The organism is Goodfellowiella coeruleoviolacea (assembly GCF_024171785.1).
Lineage (GTDB): Bacteria > Actinomycetota > Actinomycetes > Mycobacteriales > Pseudonocardiaceae > Goodfellowiella > Goodfellowiella coeruleoviolacea.
Map to the genome: position 1 here is coordinate 209,666 of NZ_JAMTCK010000014.1, position 15,842 is coordinate 225,507.

10 protein-coding genes are annotated in these 15,842 nt (G+C 73.9%); 6 read left to right on the forward strand and 4 right to left on the reverse strand.

Translation table 11 applies throughout. The features are described from left to right. The first annotated feature begins 12 nt into the window (after positions 1-12). The 3 genes from LX83_RS27570 (at position 13) to LX83_RS27580 (ending at position 3,768) form a co-directional block, all read left to right on the forward strand. A complete protein-coding gene (locus LX83_RS27570; protein WP_253776526.1) occupies positions 13-1,104 on the forward strand; it encodes an ABC transporter ATP-binding protein in 1,092 nt (363 codons plus the stop codon). Next, entirely contained in the window at positions 1,104-2,444 is a 1,341-nt protein-coding gene (ggh, locus tag LX83_RS27575; RefSeq protein ID WP_253776528.1) for a glucosylglycerate hydrolase, read from the forward strand. The genes LX83_RS27570 and ggh overlap by 1 nt, the downstream gene beginning before the upstream one ends. 145 nt (positions 2,445-2,589) lie before the next feature. Then, complete coding sequence (locus LX83_RS27580) at positions 2,590-3,768, forward strand: carboxylate-amine ligase (protein WP_253776530.1); 1,179 nt, start codon at positions 2,590-2,592, stop codon at positions 3,766-3,768. Between the two features lie 31 nt (positions 3,769-3,799). Here LX83_RS27580 and LX83_RS27585 read toward each other — a convergent pair whose 3' ends face one another. From LX83_RS27585 to LX83_RS27600, 4 genes are all read right to left on the reverse strand, one after another. Next, the gene (locus LX83_RS27585) at positions 3,800-4,240 is read right to left on the reverse strand and encodes a universal stress protein (RefSeq protein WP_253776532.1); all 441 of its coding nucleotides are present in this window, start codon (positions 4,238-4,240) and stop codon (positions 3,800-3,802) included. A gap of 99 nt (positions 4,241-4,339) precedes the next feature. After that, positions 4,340-5,857, reverse strand: a complete 1,518-nt coding sequence (locus LX83_RS27590; RefSeq protein ID WP_253776534.1) for a DUF885 family protein — start codon at positions 5,855-5,857, stop codon at positions 4,340-4,342. Continuing rightward, positions 5,854-7,107, reverse strand: a complete 1,254-nt coding sequence (locus LX83_RS27595) for a cation:proton antiporter (RefSeq protein ID WP_253776536.1) — start codon at positions 7,105-7,107, stop codon at positions 5,854-5,856. The genes LX83_RS27590 and LX83_RS27595 overlap by 4 nt, the downstream gene beginning before the upstream one ends. Positions 7,108-7,260: 153 nt before the next feature. Further along, positions 7,261-10,245 carry an ATP-binding protein gene (locus LX83_RS27600; RefSeq protein WP_301329004.1) on the reverse strand — a complete coding sequence of 995 codons (2,985 nt, stop codon included), beginning with the start codon at positions 10,243-10,245 and terminating at the stop codon, positions 7,261-7,263. Positions 10,246-10,629: 384 nt separating this feature from the next. Here LX83_RS27600 and LX83_RS27605 point away from each other — a divergent pair, with 384 nt between their 5' ends. From LX83_RS27605 to LX83_RS27615, 3 genes are all read left to right on the forward strand, one after another. Beyond that, on the forward strand, positions 10,630-11,853 hold the full coding sequence (locus tag LX83_RS27605; RefSeq protein WP_253776540.1) for a phytanoyl-CoA dioxygenase family protein: 1,224 nt from the start codon (positions 10,630-10,632) through the stop codon (positions 11,851-11,853). Positions 11,854-11,868: 15 nt separating this feature from the next. Continuing rightward, entirely contained in the window at positions 11,869-13,545 is a 1,677-nt protein-coding gene (locus tag LX83_RS27610) for a fatty acyl-AMP ligase (RefSeq protein ID WP_253776542.1), read from the forward strand. Continuing rightward, positions 13,542-15,842: condensation domain-containing protein (locus LX83_RS27615; protein WP_253776544.1), on the forward strand; the 2,301-nt coding region annotated here is incomplete at its 3' end. The genes LX83_RS27610 and LX83_RS27615, both read left to right, overlap by 4 nt.

Consider the following 15,842-nt stretch of genomic DNA (forward strand, 5'->3'; position numbering starts at 1 on the left):
GAAGGATGTCCCGTGGCTGACATCATTGTCAGTGACCTGGTCAAGACCCACCCCGGTGGCAGGCGACCGGCGACCGACCACATCTCCCTGCACATCCCCGACGGGGAGTTCCTGGTGCTCGTCGGCCCGAGCGGCTGCGGCAAGACCACGCTGCTGCGCATGGTCGCCGGCCTGGAGACCCCCGACGCCGGCACGATCCACATCAGGGGCAGGGACGTCACCCACCTGTCGGCCCGGCAGCGCAACGTGTCCATGGTCTTCCAGTCCTACGCGATCTTCCCGCACATGCGGGTGCGCGCGAACATCGGCTTCGGCCTGATGCTGCACAAGGTGCCCAAGGACGAGATCAACCGGCGGGTGGCCAGGGCCGCCGAGCTGCTCAACCTCACCGACGTGCTGGACCGGCACCCGGCGCAGCTGTCCGGTGGGCAGCGGCAGCGGGTCGCCGTGGCCAGGGCCATCGCGGTCGACGCCGACGTGCTGCTGATGGACGAACCACTGTCCAATCTGGATGCCCTGCTGCGCCTGCAGTTCCGCTCCGAACTCAAGAAGATCGTCAACCAGCTCGGCACCACCACCATCTACGTCACCCACGACCAGGCCGAGGCCATGTCGCTCGGCGACCGGGTGGCGGTGCTGCGGGATGGCCGGATCGCCCAGATCGGACCGCCGATCGAGGTGTACGACCGGCCGGCCGACCAGTTCGTCGGCGGCTTCCTGGGTTCACCGCCGATGAACTTCCTGCCCGCGACGGTCGAGTCCGGCGCGGGACAGGCGCGGGTGCTGGTCGGGACACAGCGGCTGGCCGCCCCCGGCCAGCTCACCGGTTTCGCCGGGCGACCGGTCAGCGTGGGCATCCGCGCGGAGAACATCAACGTGTCCGACACCGCCCGGGACGGCGCGCTCGCCGCCCAGGTCGAGGTGGTCGAGCCGACCGGCTCGGCCGTGCTGCTCACCGTCCAGCTCGACGGGATCCAGCTGAAGGTGCAGACCCCGCCCAGCTTCGCCACCCAGCCGGGCAAACCGGTCTGGCTCACCATCGACCCGAAGCACATGCGGTTCTACGACCCGGACACCGCACTGGCGCTGGAGGTCGCCGCCTGATGCCCACCACGCACGCCTCCCCCGCGGTCTCACCGGCCGAGCTGGCCGCGCACGCCGCGTACGTGCTGCGCGCCAACGACATCGGCGTGATGACCACCGCCTCGCCCCGGCTGTACCCGCACCTGTGGAGCTGGGACGCCGCGTTCATCACCACCGGGCTGGCCAAGCTCAGCGTGCCGCGCGCGATCGTGGAGCTGCGGACGCTGCTGGCCGCCCAGTGGCGGACGGGCATGCTGCCGCACATCGTGTTCGGCCCGGACACCGAGTACTTCCCCGGCCCGGACGTGTGGCGCTGCGAGGTGGCGCCGACCGCGCCGGCCGCCCGCACCTCCGGCATCTGCCAGCCGCCGGTGCACGCGATCGCCGTGGCCCACGTGCTCGACGCGGGCCGACGCGCCGGCGGTGCGGACCGCGAGCTGGCCGAGCGGTTCGTGGTGGACAGCTTCGACCGGTGGCTGGCCTGGCACCGGTGGCTGGCCGGTGCGCGCGACCCCGAAGGCCGTGGCCTGCTGGAGATCCACCACGGCTGGGAGTCCGGAATGGACAACTCGCCGCGCTGGGACGACGCCTACGCCAGGATCCAACCCCCGCAGCCCATCCCGGTTGACCGCCGGCACGACCTGCGCTACGTCAAGGACCCGGCCGAGCGGCCCAGTGACACCGAGTACCAGCGCTACCTGTGGCTGATCCAGCAGATGCGCGAGGCGCGCTACGACGACGACGCGGTGCGCGAGCGCATCGACTTCCGGATGGCCGACGTGTTCATGTCCGCCATCGCCAGCGCGGCCTGTGCCGTTCTCGCCGAACTCGGTGCCGAGTTCGGTCGCGCCGACGAGGCCGCCGAGCTGAACGAGCTGGCCCAGCGGTTCCGCGACGGGGTGCTGGGCAGTGTGTCGGCCACGACCGGCCTGGCGCGGGACCAGAACCTGCGCACCGGCGCCTGGGTGGACACCGAGTCGATCGCCGGGTTCGCCCCGCTGATCTGCGGCGCGGACCAGCCCACCCTGCGCAGGCAGGTCGAGCTGTTCACCGGGCCGCGCTGGTGCGGGCACCCCGACCTGCGCCGGGCACTGCCACCGTCGGTGCCGCCGGACTCCCCCGAGTTCCAGCCCCGCAGTTACTGGCGGGGTCCACAGTGGCCGGTGATGACCTGGCTGTTCTGGTGGGCGCTGCGCCGGCACGGTCAGCACGCCGTGGCCGACCGGTTGCGCGCCGAGGCACTGGACCAGCTGGGCGACCTGAGCTTCGCCGAGTACTACCAGCCGCTGACCGGGCAGGCGCTGGGCAGTTCCCAGCAGTCGTGGACGGCGGCGGTGGCCCTCGCCTGGCTGGTCGAGTGACCGCGTGGCTGGTCGGGTGACCCCGCCGGTCCGGTACCAGGCACGGCCGGCCCGGCTGCGGTGGCGGCAACCACCGACAGGGACAACCCTGGAGCGGAAGGCACAACCCCGAGAACGGGAAGCGCGGCCGGCTACGGGAGGCCCCATGCCCGACAGCGCCGAACGCCCGACACCCGACGGGGTGACCCTGGGCGTGGAGGAGGAGTTCCTCCTGCTCGACGCCGACACGCTGCTACCGGCGCCGCGCGCCCGCGACGTCCTGGCCCGGGTCACCCGCTCCGCGCCCACCACCCTGTCCACCTTCCAGCAGGAGCTGTGCACCAGCGAGATCGAGGCGGCGACCACGGTCTGCACCACGCTGTCCGAACTGGGTGAGAAGATCCACAGTGGACGGTCCAGCCTCGCGCGGGGCGCGGCCGGGGAACACGCCCACCTGGTGTCGGTGGGCGAGCCGGTGACCCGCGCCCCGGAGCCTGGCATCACCGCCACCGACCACTACCTGCGGATGCGCGAGCGCTACACCGGGGCGGTCACCGACCTGGAGCTGTGCGGCTGCCACGTGCACGTCGGCGTGCACGACCTGGAAACCCGGGTGGCCGTGCTCAACCACCTGACACCCTGGCTGCCCACCCTGCTGGCGCTCACCACGAACTCGCGGTACCGGTACGGCGCGGACTCCGGGTTCCACAGCTGGCGCATGATGGCGCACACCCGGCTGCCGGCCGCCGGCATGCCGCTCTTCCACGCCGACGCCGCGTCCTACTACGCGGTGCTCGACCGGCTGGTGGACTGCGGCATGCTCGACGAGGGTCAGGGCGGCCTGCGGGTCGCCCGCCTGTCGTCCCGCTTTCCCACCGTGGAGGTCCGGGTCGGTGACGCCGCGGCCACGGTCGGCGAGGCCGTGCTGTACGCCGGGCTGACCCGCGCCCTGGTCCGCACCGCGCTCACCGACCTGGCCGCCGGGCGCACCGCGCAGCGGTTCGACCACTGGCTGCTCAACTGCGCGCTGTGGGCCGCGGCCCGGCACGGGCTGGCCGGTGAAGCCGTCGACCCGTGGCAGCAGCGCGCCGTCCCGGCCTCGGCCATGCTGGACGCGTTGCTCCTGCACGTCCGGGACGCGCTGGACGAGTCCGGTGACACCGCGGTGATCCAGTCACTGGTCGCCGGGCTGCGCGAGCGGGGCACCGGGTCCACCCGCCAGGTCGCCGCCGCGGCCAGCGGTGGCCTTCCGGCGGTGCTCAGCCTGCTCATCGAGCAGACCGTCGCGGACGTGCCGGAATCCCTGTCCGGGTCCGGTCGGCCGCCGCGCCGCCCCTCGGCCTGAGGATGTTCGCCCGGGTGGCCTCGCCTCGCCGTCAGGACCGGGGCAGCCGGATCACCACGACCGGGCAGTTCGCGTGCTGGGTGCAGTGCAGGCTGACCGACCCGAGCAGCAACCCGGTGAACCCGCCGTGCCCCCGGCTGCCCACCACCAGCAGGTCGGCGTCCTTGGCCGCGTCCAACAGCGCCTTGGCCGCGTTGCCCTGCGCGATCCGGGTGTGCACGGTGACGGGCTCGGCCCCGGCCTCGGCGGTCACCTCCCTGACGGCGTCGGTCAGGGTGCGCGCGGCGAGGTGTTCCGGGTCCAGTTCGGCGGGCAGCTCGAAGTCGTAGAGGGGCGGCGCGTCCCAGGCCATCAGCGCGGTCACCGTGCCGCGAGTCAGCCCCGCCTGCCACACCGCCCACCGCAGCGCCGCCTTGGACGCGGGTGAACCGTCCACGCCGACGACGATCTGGTAGCCCTGCTGACCGGCCATGCCCACACCGTGCCGCACAACCGGACGCCCGGCCAGACGAAGCCCGGCCGGGCCCGGTCAGCGCCGTGGTTTCCCCCTCATGCGGGTCAGCTGACCTCATCACCCGAACGGCCCTGCCTGAGTGTGCGACTCGCGGGGTTTGCGAAGTCGACTCGCGAGGGTGTGGGCGGCGGAGCGCAGCACGGACAGGCCACAGGGGCCCAGGGCCAGCAGGCGGGAGTGGAACTCGCGGGCGTTGACCGCGGCGGCGCTGGCGCGCAGCGACCGCCACTGGCGGGCGCCCCAGCTGTAGGTGATCGCCTGTGCGGGCCAGGCGGCCGAGCGCAGCACGGTGAAGTACAGCGAGCCCACCGGGAACGCCGATTCCGCGGCCAGGAACGCGGCGGCGCCGTCCAGCGACCACGGCTGGCCCGTGTCGGGCAGGGGGAAGCCGTTGTGCAGGGCCAGGTCCACCAGGGCCATGGCCACGTTCAGCCGCAGCCCGGTCAGGTACCCCAGTTCCTCCTCCGGTGCCAGCGCGCCGGCCTGGTGCATCAGCCCCTCGGCGTACACCGCCCAGCCCTCGGCGTTGCCCGCCACGGCCAGTTGCGGCCGGGCGCGGACGCCGCCCAGTTGCAGGTGGTGTCCTGGCACGCCCTCGTGGTGCAGCATGGTCGTCTGGTTCCACACCGGCACCGGCTCGGCCGACGCCATCGGCCAGACCACCCGGGCGGGGCGGGTGCCGTCGGCGGCCGGGGGCAGGTAGCGCACCGGCCCGGCCTCGGCGACCACGTGCACCTCCAGGCCGCGCGACCGCGCTGGCAGGTCGAGGGCGTCGCACGCCGCCGCGGCGGCGTCCAGGCGCTGCTGGGCCCACGCGCGCAGCTCCGCCGCCCCCGAGATCGTCCACAGTGGATCGGTGTTCAGCGCGGCGCAGGTCTCGGCGAACGTGCCCCGGCCGAGGGTCGCGGCGAGCGCGGTCGTTGCCGCGCGCAGCTGGTCCAGTTCCTCGACCAGGGTGTCGTAGCAGTCCCGGGCGTCGAGGTCGACACCGAGGTGGAAGCGGGCCGCGGCCCGGTAGCGGTCCGGGCCCACACCGTCCTGTTCGGACGCGGTGGGCAGGATCTCCCGCTCCAGCACGTCGGCGAACTCGCCGAACGCGCGCCGCGCGGCCTCGGCCGGCCCGGTCGGGCCGAACTCGGGGCTGCCGGCCCAGGAGCGGACCGCGCCGAGCACCATCTCGGCCTGCCGCCGCGCGGGCGGTCGCGGTGCCGCGCGCAGCGTCCTGGCGTAGCCGCGCAGCGCGCGGGGAACCGCGGCCAGCCCGGCCGCCAGCGCGGCCTGGTCGCCGTCCCTGGCCAGTTGCGCCAGGTGCTCGTGGACCAGGATCGGCGGCGAGGTCACCAGGTTCAGCTCGGCCGCCAGCCCGGCCTCGGCGTAGCCGCTCTCCGCCGCCACCCGCTCGGCCAGTGCCGGATCGGGTTCGGCGGACGCCGCGCGCAGCCGGTCGAGCCGGGCCGCCCAGCCCTCCGGCGAGTAGTCGGTCAACACGCCGGGCTGGACCGGGACGCCCACCAGGGCGGCGCGGACCGGGTCGAGTTCGAGGAACTCACCCACCGGGTCGGAAACCGCGGTCATGCCGCCCTCACCTCCACCGGGGCACGTGTGGTCAGCCAGCTGTGCAGCGGGCCGGTCATCGCGGTGGTCACCATCGTCATCACGACCAGGGCCAGGTAGAGCGCTGGTGTGATGATCCGCGCGGCGAACGCGGCCTGCAGCACCACCAGTTCGGTCAGGCCTCGGGTGTTGAGCAGGATGCCCAGTTCCAGGCCCTCCCGGGTGGTGCGGCCGCCGAGCCGGGCGCCGATCAGGGCACCACCCATCTTGCCGACGATGGCCAGCAGCACCGCGACCCCCGCGGCCGCCCACGGCATGGCGCCCACACCCGGGGCGAACACCCCGATGCCGGTGACGAAGAAGAACACCGGCACCAGCAGGCGGCCACCCCTGGCCACGGTCTCGGCGACCGGGGTCCAGGCGCCGTCCGGCCCGTCCGCCGGCAGCGCCAGCCCCACGGCCAGCGCGAGCAGGATCTCGTTGAGGCCGAAGGCCCTCGCCAGCACGGCGAGGCCCAGCGCGGCCAGTCCGATCAGGACGATCGCGATCGGGCGGTGCCGGCGGGCCCAGGCCCGGGCCGGTGCCAGCCGCAGCAGCCGGCCGACCAGCACGGTGAGCAGCACGACCGCGGTGAGCACGGCCAGCCGGCCCAGCACCGACAGCACGCTGCCCGAACTGGACGCGCTGGCGATGGCCACCGCCAGCAGTGCCCAGGCGACCAGGTCGATCAGCGCGGCCGAGCCCAGGGAGAGCCGGGCCGCCGCCGTGTGCATCCGGTTGCGCTCGACCAGGATGCGGGCCAGCACCGGAACCGCGGTGACGGTGAGCGCCACCAGCATCACCAGCCCGAAGGCCAGGCTGGGCGCGCTGCCCCGCAACTCGGGCCCCTGCCCGCCCACCCAGGCGGCCATCAGCAGGCCGGCCGCGGCGGGCAGCACCAGCGCGCCCACGGCGGTCCACACCAGTGGCCGGGCCCTGGGTGTGGCGGCACCGGCCTTGAGTTCGTGGCCGACGCCCACCAGGAAGAGCACGAGCCCGGCGTGGGACAGGGTGGTGAGCGCGTCCAGCCTGCCCTCCCCCAGCACCGCGGCCGAGGCGCCGGTGCCGCCGACCCACAGCAGGAACGGCCCGGTCAGCAGGCCCAGGACGATCTCCCCGACGACACCGGGCTGGCCCAGCGCGCGGGCGGCGACCTCGCCGATCTTGGCGACCGCCAGGGTGGCGGCCAGCGCGGCGAGCGCCACACCCAACCACCGCAGGGTATCGAGCATGGGTCACTCCGCTTTCTGCGTCGAACGCGTCGGGAACGTCGAGATCCGTCCAGGACACCGAGAACCGAGGACACCGGCGCCTGAGGACACCGGGGGGAGCTGAGGGCACCCGCGGATCACGCGGTGCGCGGCACCGGCCGCGCCAGGCGGGGCTCAGGCGCCCTCGCTGATCAGCCCGCTGACCGTGCGCGAGCGGGCCACCACGCTGGCGACCGCCGCCCGGGAGGCCACCCCTAACTTGGCGAAGACCCGGGCCAGGTGGGCCTCCACGGTCTTGTCGCTGACGCCGAGCCGGTGGGCGATCTGCCGGTTGGTGTGGCCGCCGGTCACCAGGCTGGCGACCTGGCGCTCGCGGGCGGTGAGCGCGTCCAGGCCCGCGCCCGGCTCCGGGGTGCCCTGACTGGCCCTGGCCAGCTTGCGCTGCCCGGCCATGGCCTCCTCGACCAGGCCCGTGGCACCGCACTCGCGCAGCAGCTGTTCGGCGCGGAACAGCTCGGCGGACGCCTTGACCCGCTTGCCGGCCGCGACCAGCACCGCGGCCGCGACCAGCCGAGCCCGGCCGGCGAGCAGCCGCCTGCCCTCCTTGCCGAACACCGTCTCGGCCAGCGCGGCCTGCTGGGCGGCGGCCGCCGGGTCGGTCGTGCTGAGCACCTGGGCGCCGGCCAGTGCGGCGAACCCGGCGAACCGGGGACCCAGCGCGGCGATCCGGTCGGCCCAGCCGCGGGCCTGGTCGAGGCGGCCGAGCGCGAGTTCGGCCCGCACCAGCACCTCGGCGACCTGGGCGCGGGCCGCCGGGACCACCCGGTCCAGCCCGGCGTCACCGGTCACCTCGGCCACCGCGGCCAGCGCCCCCTGCGGATCACCGTGCAGCAGCCGGGCCTCGCCCAGCGCCAGCCAGGCCAGCGACCACCACAGGCCGCGGCTGGGCTCGGCCGCGCGGGTCGCGGCCACTCCGGCGGCCACGGCGGCCGCGGTCGCGCCCTGGTGGGACAGCGCCCGGCACTGCGCGACCAGGGACATGGTGCGCAGTTCCGTACCGGGCAGGTTCGCCGCCGCCTCCACCGCCTCCTCGGCCCGTTCCGCCGCGGTCGCGACCGCGCCGAGGTCGAGGTGGGCCAGGGCGAGCGCGGTGAGCAGCCGGGGCAGGTCCACGGCGCGGCCGGCGGCGCGGGCCAGGTCCAGGGCGTGCTCCAGGTGGCGCAGCGCGCCGTCCGCGTCGCCCAGGTGCACCCGGCACCAGCCGAGCCAGATCACGCCGTCCAGGTGGTCGGTGACGGCGGGGTCGGCGAGCCGGTCCAGCCGCGCGGTGGCCTCGGCGGCCAGTGCCGCCGCGGCGCTGAACTCGCCGACGGCCGCCCTGGCCAGCGCCGCCGCGGCCAGTGCGGCGACGTGCAGGCCGCGGTCGTCGAGCTGGGCCGCGGCGAGCACGGCCTCGTCGGCGCGGGCCGGGTCGAGTTCGACGCGGCAGTCCCCCGCACCGGCCAGCACGGCGTTGACCGTCAGTTCCAGGCGCAGCGCGACCGACTCGGCCGAGCCGGGCTCGACCTCACCGGCCAGTTCGTCGTCCACGCAGGTCACGGTCTGGGTGTGCCGGCCGAGCAGCCGGGTGATGGCGGCGCGCCGCACCACCAGCCGGATGCGGACCGCCGGGTCGGCGCCGTCGAGCAGGCCCATCGCCTGGGTCAGCGCGGCCTCGCTGTCCACCAACTGGCCGGCACTGGCCAGGGCCTGCGCCAGCAGCGACAGCAGCTCCCGTCGTTCACCGAGGAACTCCGGCCGGTCGGGCAGCAGCCGCAGCGCGGTCTGCAGCCACTGCGCGGCCACGGCCGGGTCGCGGCGCAGCACACCGCGCGCGGCCTCGCCGAGCACCCTGGTCGCGGCGGTGTCGCCGGCGCCGGCGGTGCGCTCGACGTGCGGGGCCATGGCCACGGCCGAGCCGCCGCGGGCCTCCAGCACCCGGGCGGCCCTGGCGTGCGCGGCGATCCGCCCGCCCGCGCCGATCGCCCGGTAGGTGACGTGCCGCACGACCGGGTGCCGGAAGGCGAACCGGGACGAGGTGCCCAGCTGGCGCACCAGGTCCCGGCTGGCCAGTTCGTCCATGGCGGTGAACACCTCGGCGGTGGACAGCCCGGCGACCTCGGCGACCAGCCCGACCTCGAAGGGCTCGCCGAGCACGGCCGCGGCCTGCGCGGCCGCCCGGGTGGCCGGGTCCAGCGCGGACAGCTCAGCGTGCAGCATCCCGGTCAGCCGGGGGCACGGCCCGTCCGCGTCGGCTGGCCCGCCCCGGCGGGCCTCGGCCAGCACCTCCAGGTAGAACGGGTTGCCGCCGCTGGCCCGGTAGAGCGCGGTGCGGCCGGCCCGGCTCAGCCCGGGCGTGACGGACTCCAGCAGTTCGTCGGCGGCGGCCTGGTTGAGCGGGCCGAGCGGCAGGACCTGGAGCAGGCCGTGCCTGGCGGCCGAGCTGAGCGTGGCCGCCAACCCGGCCACCGCCTGTTTGGGCCGGTGCGCCATGGCCAGCAGCACCGGCGCGGCCGGTGGATGGCGCACCAGGTAGACGAGCAGGTCGGCGGAGTCCGCGTCGGCCCAGTGCACGTCGTCGAGCAGCAGCGCCAGACCGGTGTCCGCGGCGATGCGCGCCAACAGCTCGCGCACCGCCCGGAACAGCCGCCTGCGCTCGACGTCGTGCCCGCCCAGCGCGGGCTCCCCCCGCTCGGGGCCTTGGCCCTGGTCGACTCCGCCGTCGGCCAGGTGCGGGAACACCGCGGCCAGCGCCGGATCAGCGAGCAGCCGGCCGCGCCCGTCCGGACCCAGCCCGGCCACGTACTCGTCGATCGCGTCCGTGAACAGGGAGAACGGCACGTCCCGGTCGGCTTCGCAGCCCCGACCGGTGAGCACGGTCATCCGGGACGCGACGGTGTCCCGCTCCAACTCCAGCAGCAGCCTGGTCTTGCCGATGCCCGGTTCGCCGATGACCTCGATGGTCCGGCTGTGCCCTCGCCCGACCTCGCTGACGGCCCGCGACAGCACCTTGAGCTCCCCACCCCGCCCGAATATCGTGCGGGTGGCCTCCCCGTTACGGTTCACGGCCGGTCGGCGCCGAAAATGCGAGCGCTCGTCGTGAAACAGATCTTCCCCCATGGTGTGCCGAGCCAGATCCGCAGGTGCATAGCCCTGCTCCTTTTCACCCCAGTTGATACAGCCTCGATCTTGTCTACCTCCGAAACCGAAACATGGCAAGCACACTCGATAACCTCACCCGGACGGTCGAGCCTTAAGCACACAGAGTGGCCCGTCCCGCGCGCTGCTCTCAGGGATTTCCCTAACTTGCCGCCCGACCCCCTGGGGCACATAAGCTGGCGCTGCGGCCAGGAGGGGATTCGCGGCTACCCCGGGAACGGGGTTGGGACTTCAGTTCTCCCCGCCGCCGGAGCGAATAGATTCGAGCAGCCGGAAATCAATCCGGAAAGAAATCGCCGGCGGACCGACCGCGAGGAACACATGACTTCGATTCTGGGAGCGGGAATGCGCGAACTGGTGGATTCGACTCGGATCGCGGACGACCCGGCCGCGCTGCGCGCCCGGGTCGCCGACGAGGGATACCTGTTCTTCCGCGGCCTGCTGGATCCGGCGCCGATCCAAAAGCTCGCCAGGGACATCCGCACCGCTTTGCAGGCCGACGGCTGGCTGGCGGAGGGCGTCGACCCGGACGTGGCCGAGCTGCGCCCGCCGGCCCGGGACTTCAAGAATGTGAACTTTTTACCTGGATATACCAATGTGCAGAAAATCGAATACCTGCACGCCCTGCCGCACCAGCCCGCGCTGACCAGCGTGGTGCAGGCGCTGATCGGTCCGGACGTGTTCTGCCACCCACGCAAGGTGGCCCGGCTGGTCTGGCCGACCGAACTGGGCACCACCCCCGGCATCTACGTCCACCAGGACTTCGTGGTCGAGGGCGTGATGGACATGTTCACCACCTGGGTGCCGTTCGTGGACTGCCCGCCGGAACTGGGCGGGCTGGCCATCCTCACCGGGTCGCAGAACGAGGGCGTCAGCCCCAGGTTCGACCACGTCGACCCGGCCGACGACCGCTGGGCGACCACCTCCTACCAGGTGGGCGACGTGCTGCTGTTCCACTGCCTGACCGCGCACGGCGCCCTGCCCAACCGGACCGACCGGCTGCGCCTGTCCGCTGACTACCGCTGGCAGTCGGCGGCGACCCCGGTCCCGGCCGAGGCACTCGGCCCGCACCTGGCCGGCGCCCTGCCCGGTTGGGACGAGCTGGGCGCGAACTGGACGACCCGGTCCTGGGTGCGCCCGCCGGCGGGGGTGCGGGTGGTCGAGCGCACCGGCGGCGAGGCCGCCGAGATACCCCCGTCCGAGTTCGTCACCGTGCCCGCGCAGACCCCGGCCGAGGGCGAGCACGTGGTGCTGGCGGGACTGTTCAACAACATGCGCGACGCGTTCCGGCCGACCAAGGCCGGTTCCCGCGAGGCGGTGATCGACTACCACATCACCGGGAAAAACGGCACCGACCACCATTGGCAGCTCGTGGTTTCCGGCGGGGAATGCTCGGTGGCCGCGGCCGGCCAGCGGGCCGGCCAGGTGGCGATCAGCTCGTCATTCAGCGACTACCTCCGGATCGTGTCCGGAAAAATGGACCCGATGAGCGCGCTGGGATCCGGCCGACTGCGGATCGAGGGCGCGGCGGAACTCGCCGTGGAACAGTTGAACTGGTTCCGGGACTGAGGCGGGACGCGAGCAATGAACCGCACATCGCCGAACTCCTTCACCGATATCCTCGCGCACCGGGCCGAGCACACGCCGGAGCGCACCGCCTATCATTTCGTGAGCGGCGAGGACACCGACACCGTGTCCTATGCCCAGCTTTACCGATCCGTTCTCGCCGCATCGGCGGCGCTGCGGGAACACGCCCGACCGGGCGAGCGGGTGCTGTTGCTGCCCGGCCCCGGCGAGCGTTTCGTGGTGGCCTTTCTCGCCGCCCTGCATTCGGGGCTCATCGCCGTGCCCAGTTATCCGCCGGTCAACCCGAAGAACCTGGCCAGGTTGCGGGCGGTCAGCGCGGACGCCACCCCGGTCGCGGTGGTCGCCGACGCCCCCGTGCTGGACCTGCTGCCCGCCGACGACCCGGTCTTCGCCGGGCTGGCCCGGCTGGACGCGGCCACCCTGGGCGCCGGCACGCCCGACCCGGTCGCCGCCGTCCCGGCCAGCCCGGCGTTCCTGCAGTACACGTCGGGTTCGACCGGGGTGCCCAAGGGGGTGATGGTCACCCACGCCAACCTGCTGCACAACTCCGCGGTCATCGCCGGCCAGATGCGGCTGGACGACGGGTCCACGCTGGTCAGCTGGCTGCCGCCGTACCACGACATGGGTCTGGTCGGCGGGGTGCTGCAACCGCTGTTCTCCGGCTTCCCCGGGGTGCTGACCCCGCCCATGGAGTTCCTCCAACAGCCCATGCGCTGGCTGCGGCTGATCTCCCGGTTCGGCGCCACCGTCAGCGGCGGCCCGGACTTCGCTTTTGAGCTGTGTGTGCGTCGATACCGGCCGGACACCGCGGACGATGACGACCTCGACCTGAGCAGTTGGACAGTGGCCTTCTCCGGCTCCGAGCCGATCCGCCCCAGCACCCTGAACCGGTTCACGGAAACCTTTGCGCCACGCGGGTTTCATCGCTCGGCGTGGTTTCCCTGTTACGGGCTGGCCGAGGCGACCCTGTTCGTCAGTGGCGGCCCGGTGGGGGCACCGGAGCCAGTCACCCGAACGGTGGCATCCGATGGACCCGATGGTGGCACCGAACACGTCGCGTGCGGGCAGCTGCCCGACGACCTCGACGTCCGGATCGTCGCCCAGGACGGCGACACCCCGCTGCCCGACGGCGAGGTGGGCGAGATCGTGGTGGCGGGCGCCAGCGTCACCGCCGGCTACTGGAACGGCCGTGCGCCCGAGCAGTTCGGACTGCGGCTGCCCGGTCGCGCGGAGCCGTTCCTGCGCACGGGTGATCTCGGCCTGATCGCCGACGGCCAGCTCTACATCACCGGACGGCTCAAGGACGTACTGATCATCCGGGGCCGCAACCACTACCCGCAGGACGTGGAGGCGTGCGCCGAGCGCAGTCACGACCTGGTGCGCGCGCACGGCGTGGCCGCGTTCACCGCGCCCGGCGCCGACGGCGACCGGCTGGTCGTGGTCGCGGAGATGTTCCAGCGCAAGGACCCCGAGGAGATCGCCGCCGCGACCGCCGCGATCCGCCGGGCCGTCGCTGAGGAACTGGGGCTGCACGTGCACACCGTCACCCCGGTCCGGGCCCGCGCCCTGCCGCGCACCGCCAACGGCAAGCTCCAGCGCCAGGAGTGCCGGCGCCAGTTCCTCGACGGCGCGCTGAACCTGCTGGTGAGCGCCGGTCAGGAGGCGGCGCGGTGAGCGTGGTGGACGGGCTGCGGGCCATTGCCGGGCGGCTGCTGGAGTGCGACCCGGCCGTGCTCGACCCGGACGCCTCCCCGCTGGAGCTGGGGTTCGACTCGCTGCTGGCGATCGGCCTGGCCCACGACGCCGAGGCCGAGCTGGGCGTGTCCCTGCCGGTGGCCGACATCCTCGCCGGCCGGTCCCTGCGCGAGCTGGCCTCGGCCGCCTCGGCCACGGCCACCCGGTCCGGCCCCACCGCCACCGCGCGGCCGGACCGGCTGCCGCTCTCCCCGGCGCAGCGCCGGCTCTGGGTGCTGGAACAGCTCACGCCCGGCGCGTACGTGCTGGCCGGTGCCATCCGCCTGGCGGACACCCGCGACCTCGGCGCGCGGCTGACCCGGGTGGTGGACCGGCACGAGATCCTGCGGACCGTCTTCCGCGTCGACGACACCGGGCCGCACCAACAGGTCCTGCCCACCACGCCGGTCGCGGTGGCCGTGCTGCCGCCGGGCACCGACGCCGTGGCCGCGCTGACCGCCGAGCCGTTCGACCTGGCCAGCGGTCCGCTGCTGCGGGCCGCCCTGGTCGGCGACGAGCTGGTGCTGGCCGCGCACCACATCATCTGCGACGGCTGGTCGCTGGACGTGCTGCTGGCCGAGCTGACCGCCGAGCCGGCCGGGCCGCCCGCCCTGCAGTACGCCGACTACGCGCTCTGGCACCGGGACCTGCTGGCCGGTGGCGAGCGGGACCGGCAGCTGGCGCACTGGCGGGACCGGTTCGCCGACCTGCCGGCGCCGCTGGAGCTGCCCGTCGACCACCCGCGCGGCAGCGCACCCGCCAGCGCGGGCGCGGTGCACGAGCACACCGTGCCCGCCGCCGTGCGCGCGGCACTGACCCGGCTGGCGCGGGACCACGGCGTGACCACCTTCGTGCTGCTGCACGCCGCGTACGCCACCTTCCTGTCCCGCGTCACCGGCCAGACCGACGTGGTGGTGGGCACGCCGGTGGCGAACCGGCCCGACCCCGCGCTGGACCGGCTGATCGGCTTCTTCGTCAACACCCTGGCGCTGCGCACCGAGCTGGGCGACGACCCGTCGTTCGTCGCGCTGCTGCACCGCTGCCGGGCCACCCTGCTGGCCGCCCAGCAGCACCAGGACCTGCCCTTCGACGAACTGGTCGACGCGCTGGTGCCGACCCGCGCACCCGGGGTGGCACCGCTGACGCAGACCCTGCTGACCGTGCGCCGCCCGGCCGAGCGCGCCGGGGCCAGCGCCCGCGAGCTGCACACCGGCACCGCCAGGTTCGACCTGTCCCTGGACGTCGAGGACACCGGCGAGGTGTTCCGGCTGCGCTGGGAGTACCGCACGGACCTGTTCGAGCCGGCCAGCATCGCCCGGTTCGCCGGCTGGTTCAGCGTGCTGCTGCACGGGATCGCCGACAGTCCACAGTGTCCGGTGAGTCGGCTGCCGCTGCTCACCGCGGCCGAGAGCACCGCGCTGGCCGACCTGGGTGCCGGCCAGCAGGTCGAGCACGCCCCGCTCGTGCTGACCCGGTTCGCCTCGGCCGTGGCGCGGTTCGCCGACCGGACCGCGCTGCGCGCCGGCACCACGAGCCTGAGCTACGCCGAGTTCGCCGCGCGGGTGCGCGCCCTGGCCGCGCGCCTGCGCGACGCGGGCGCCGGCCCGGAGCGGCTGGTCGGGCTGTACGCGGGACGCGGCATCGACACCGTGGTCGGGCTGTGGGCGATCCTGTGCAGCGGCGCTGGCTACCTGCCGCTGGACCCGACGCACCCGCCGGCCCGGCTGCGCCAGATCGTCGAGTCGGCGCGGCCGGTGGCGGTGCTGGCCGACCCGGGCCTGCCGGACCAGCTGCCCGTGCCCACGCTCGCGCTCGATCCGGCCGAGTCCGACGTAGCGCAGTCCGAAGTAGACAAGTCTACTGTGGACATCTCGGTTCCACTGCCGGACAACCTCGCCTACGTGCTGTACACGTCCGGGTCGACCGGCGTGCCCAAGGGCGTGGCCGTCACCCACGCCAACCTCGCCACCCTGCTGTCCGCCATGGACACCCTCCTGGCCACCCCACAACCCCAAACCTGGCTCGCCCTCACCAGCACCGCCTTCGACATCTCCGTCGTCGAACTCATCTGGACCCTCACCACCGGCGCCACCACCGTCCTGCCCGACACCACCCCCATCACCGACCAACTCACCACCATCACCCACCTGCAAACCACCCCCTCCTACGCCACCACCCTGCTCACCCACAACCCCCACGCCCTCACCACCCTCACCACCCTGCTGCTCGGCGGCGAA

What these genes read in the sequence shown, in the direction of transcription:
- ggh (WP_253776528.1), top strand. Translation starts at nt 1,104, where the DNA reads ATGCCCACCACGCACGCCTCCCCCGCGGTCTCACCGGCCGAGCTGGCC.
- LX83_RS27580 (WP_253776530.1), top strand. Translation starts at nt 2,590, where the DNA reads ATGCCCGACAGCGCCGAACGCCCGACACCCGACGGGGTGACCCTGGGC.
- LX83_RS27585 (WP_253776532.1), bottom strand. Translation starts at nt 4,240, where the DNA reads ATGGCCGGTCAGCAGGGCTACCAGATCGTCGTCGGCGTGGACGGTTCA.
- LX83_RS27590 (WP_253776534.1), bottom strand. Translation starts at nt 5,857, where the DNA reads ATGACCGCGGTTTCCGACCCGGTGGGTGAGTTCCTCGAACTCGACCCG.
- LX83_RS27595 (WP_253776536.1), bottom strand. Translation starts at nt 7,107, where the DNA reads ATGCTCGATACCCTGCGGTGGTTGGGTGTGGCGCTCGCCGCGCTGGCC.
- LX83_RS27600 (WP_301329004.1), bottom strand. Translation starts at nt 10,245, where the DNA reads ATGGGGGAAGATCTGTTTCACGACGAGCGCTCGCATTTTCGGCGCCGA.
- LX83_RS27605 (WP_253776540.1), top strand. Translation starts at nt 10,630, where the DNA reads ATGCGCGAACTGGTGGATTCGACTCGGATCGCGGACGACCCGGCCGCG.
- LX83_RS27610 (WP_253776542.1), top strand. Translation starts at nt 11,869, where the DNA reads ATGAACCGCACATCGCCGAACTCCTTCACCGATATCCTCGCGCACCGG.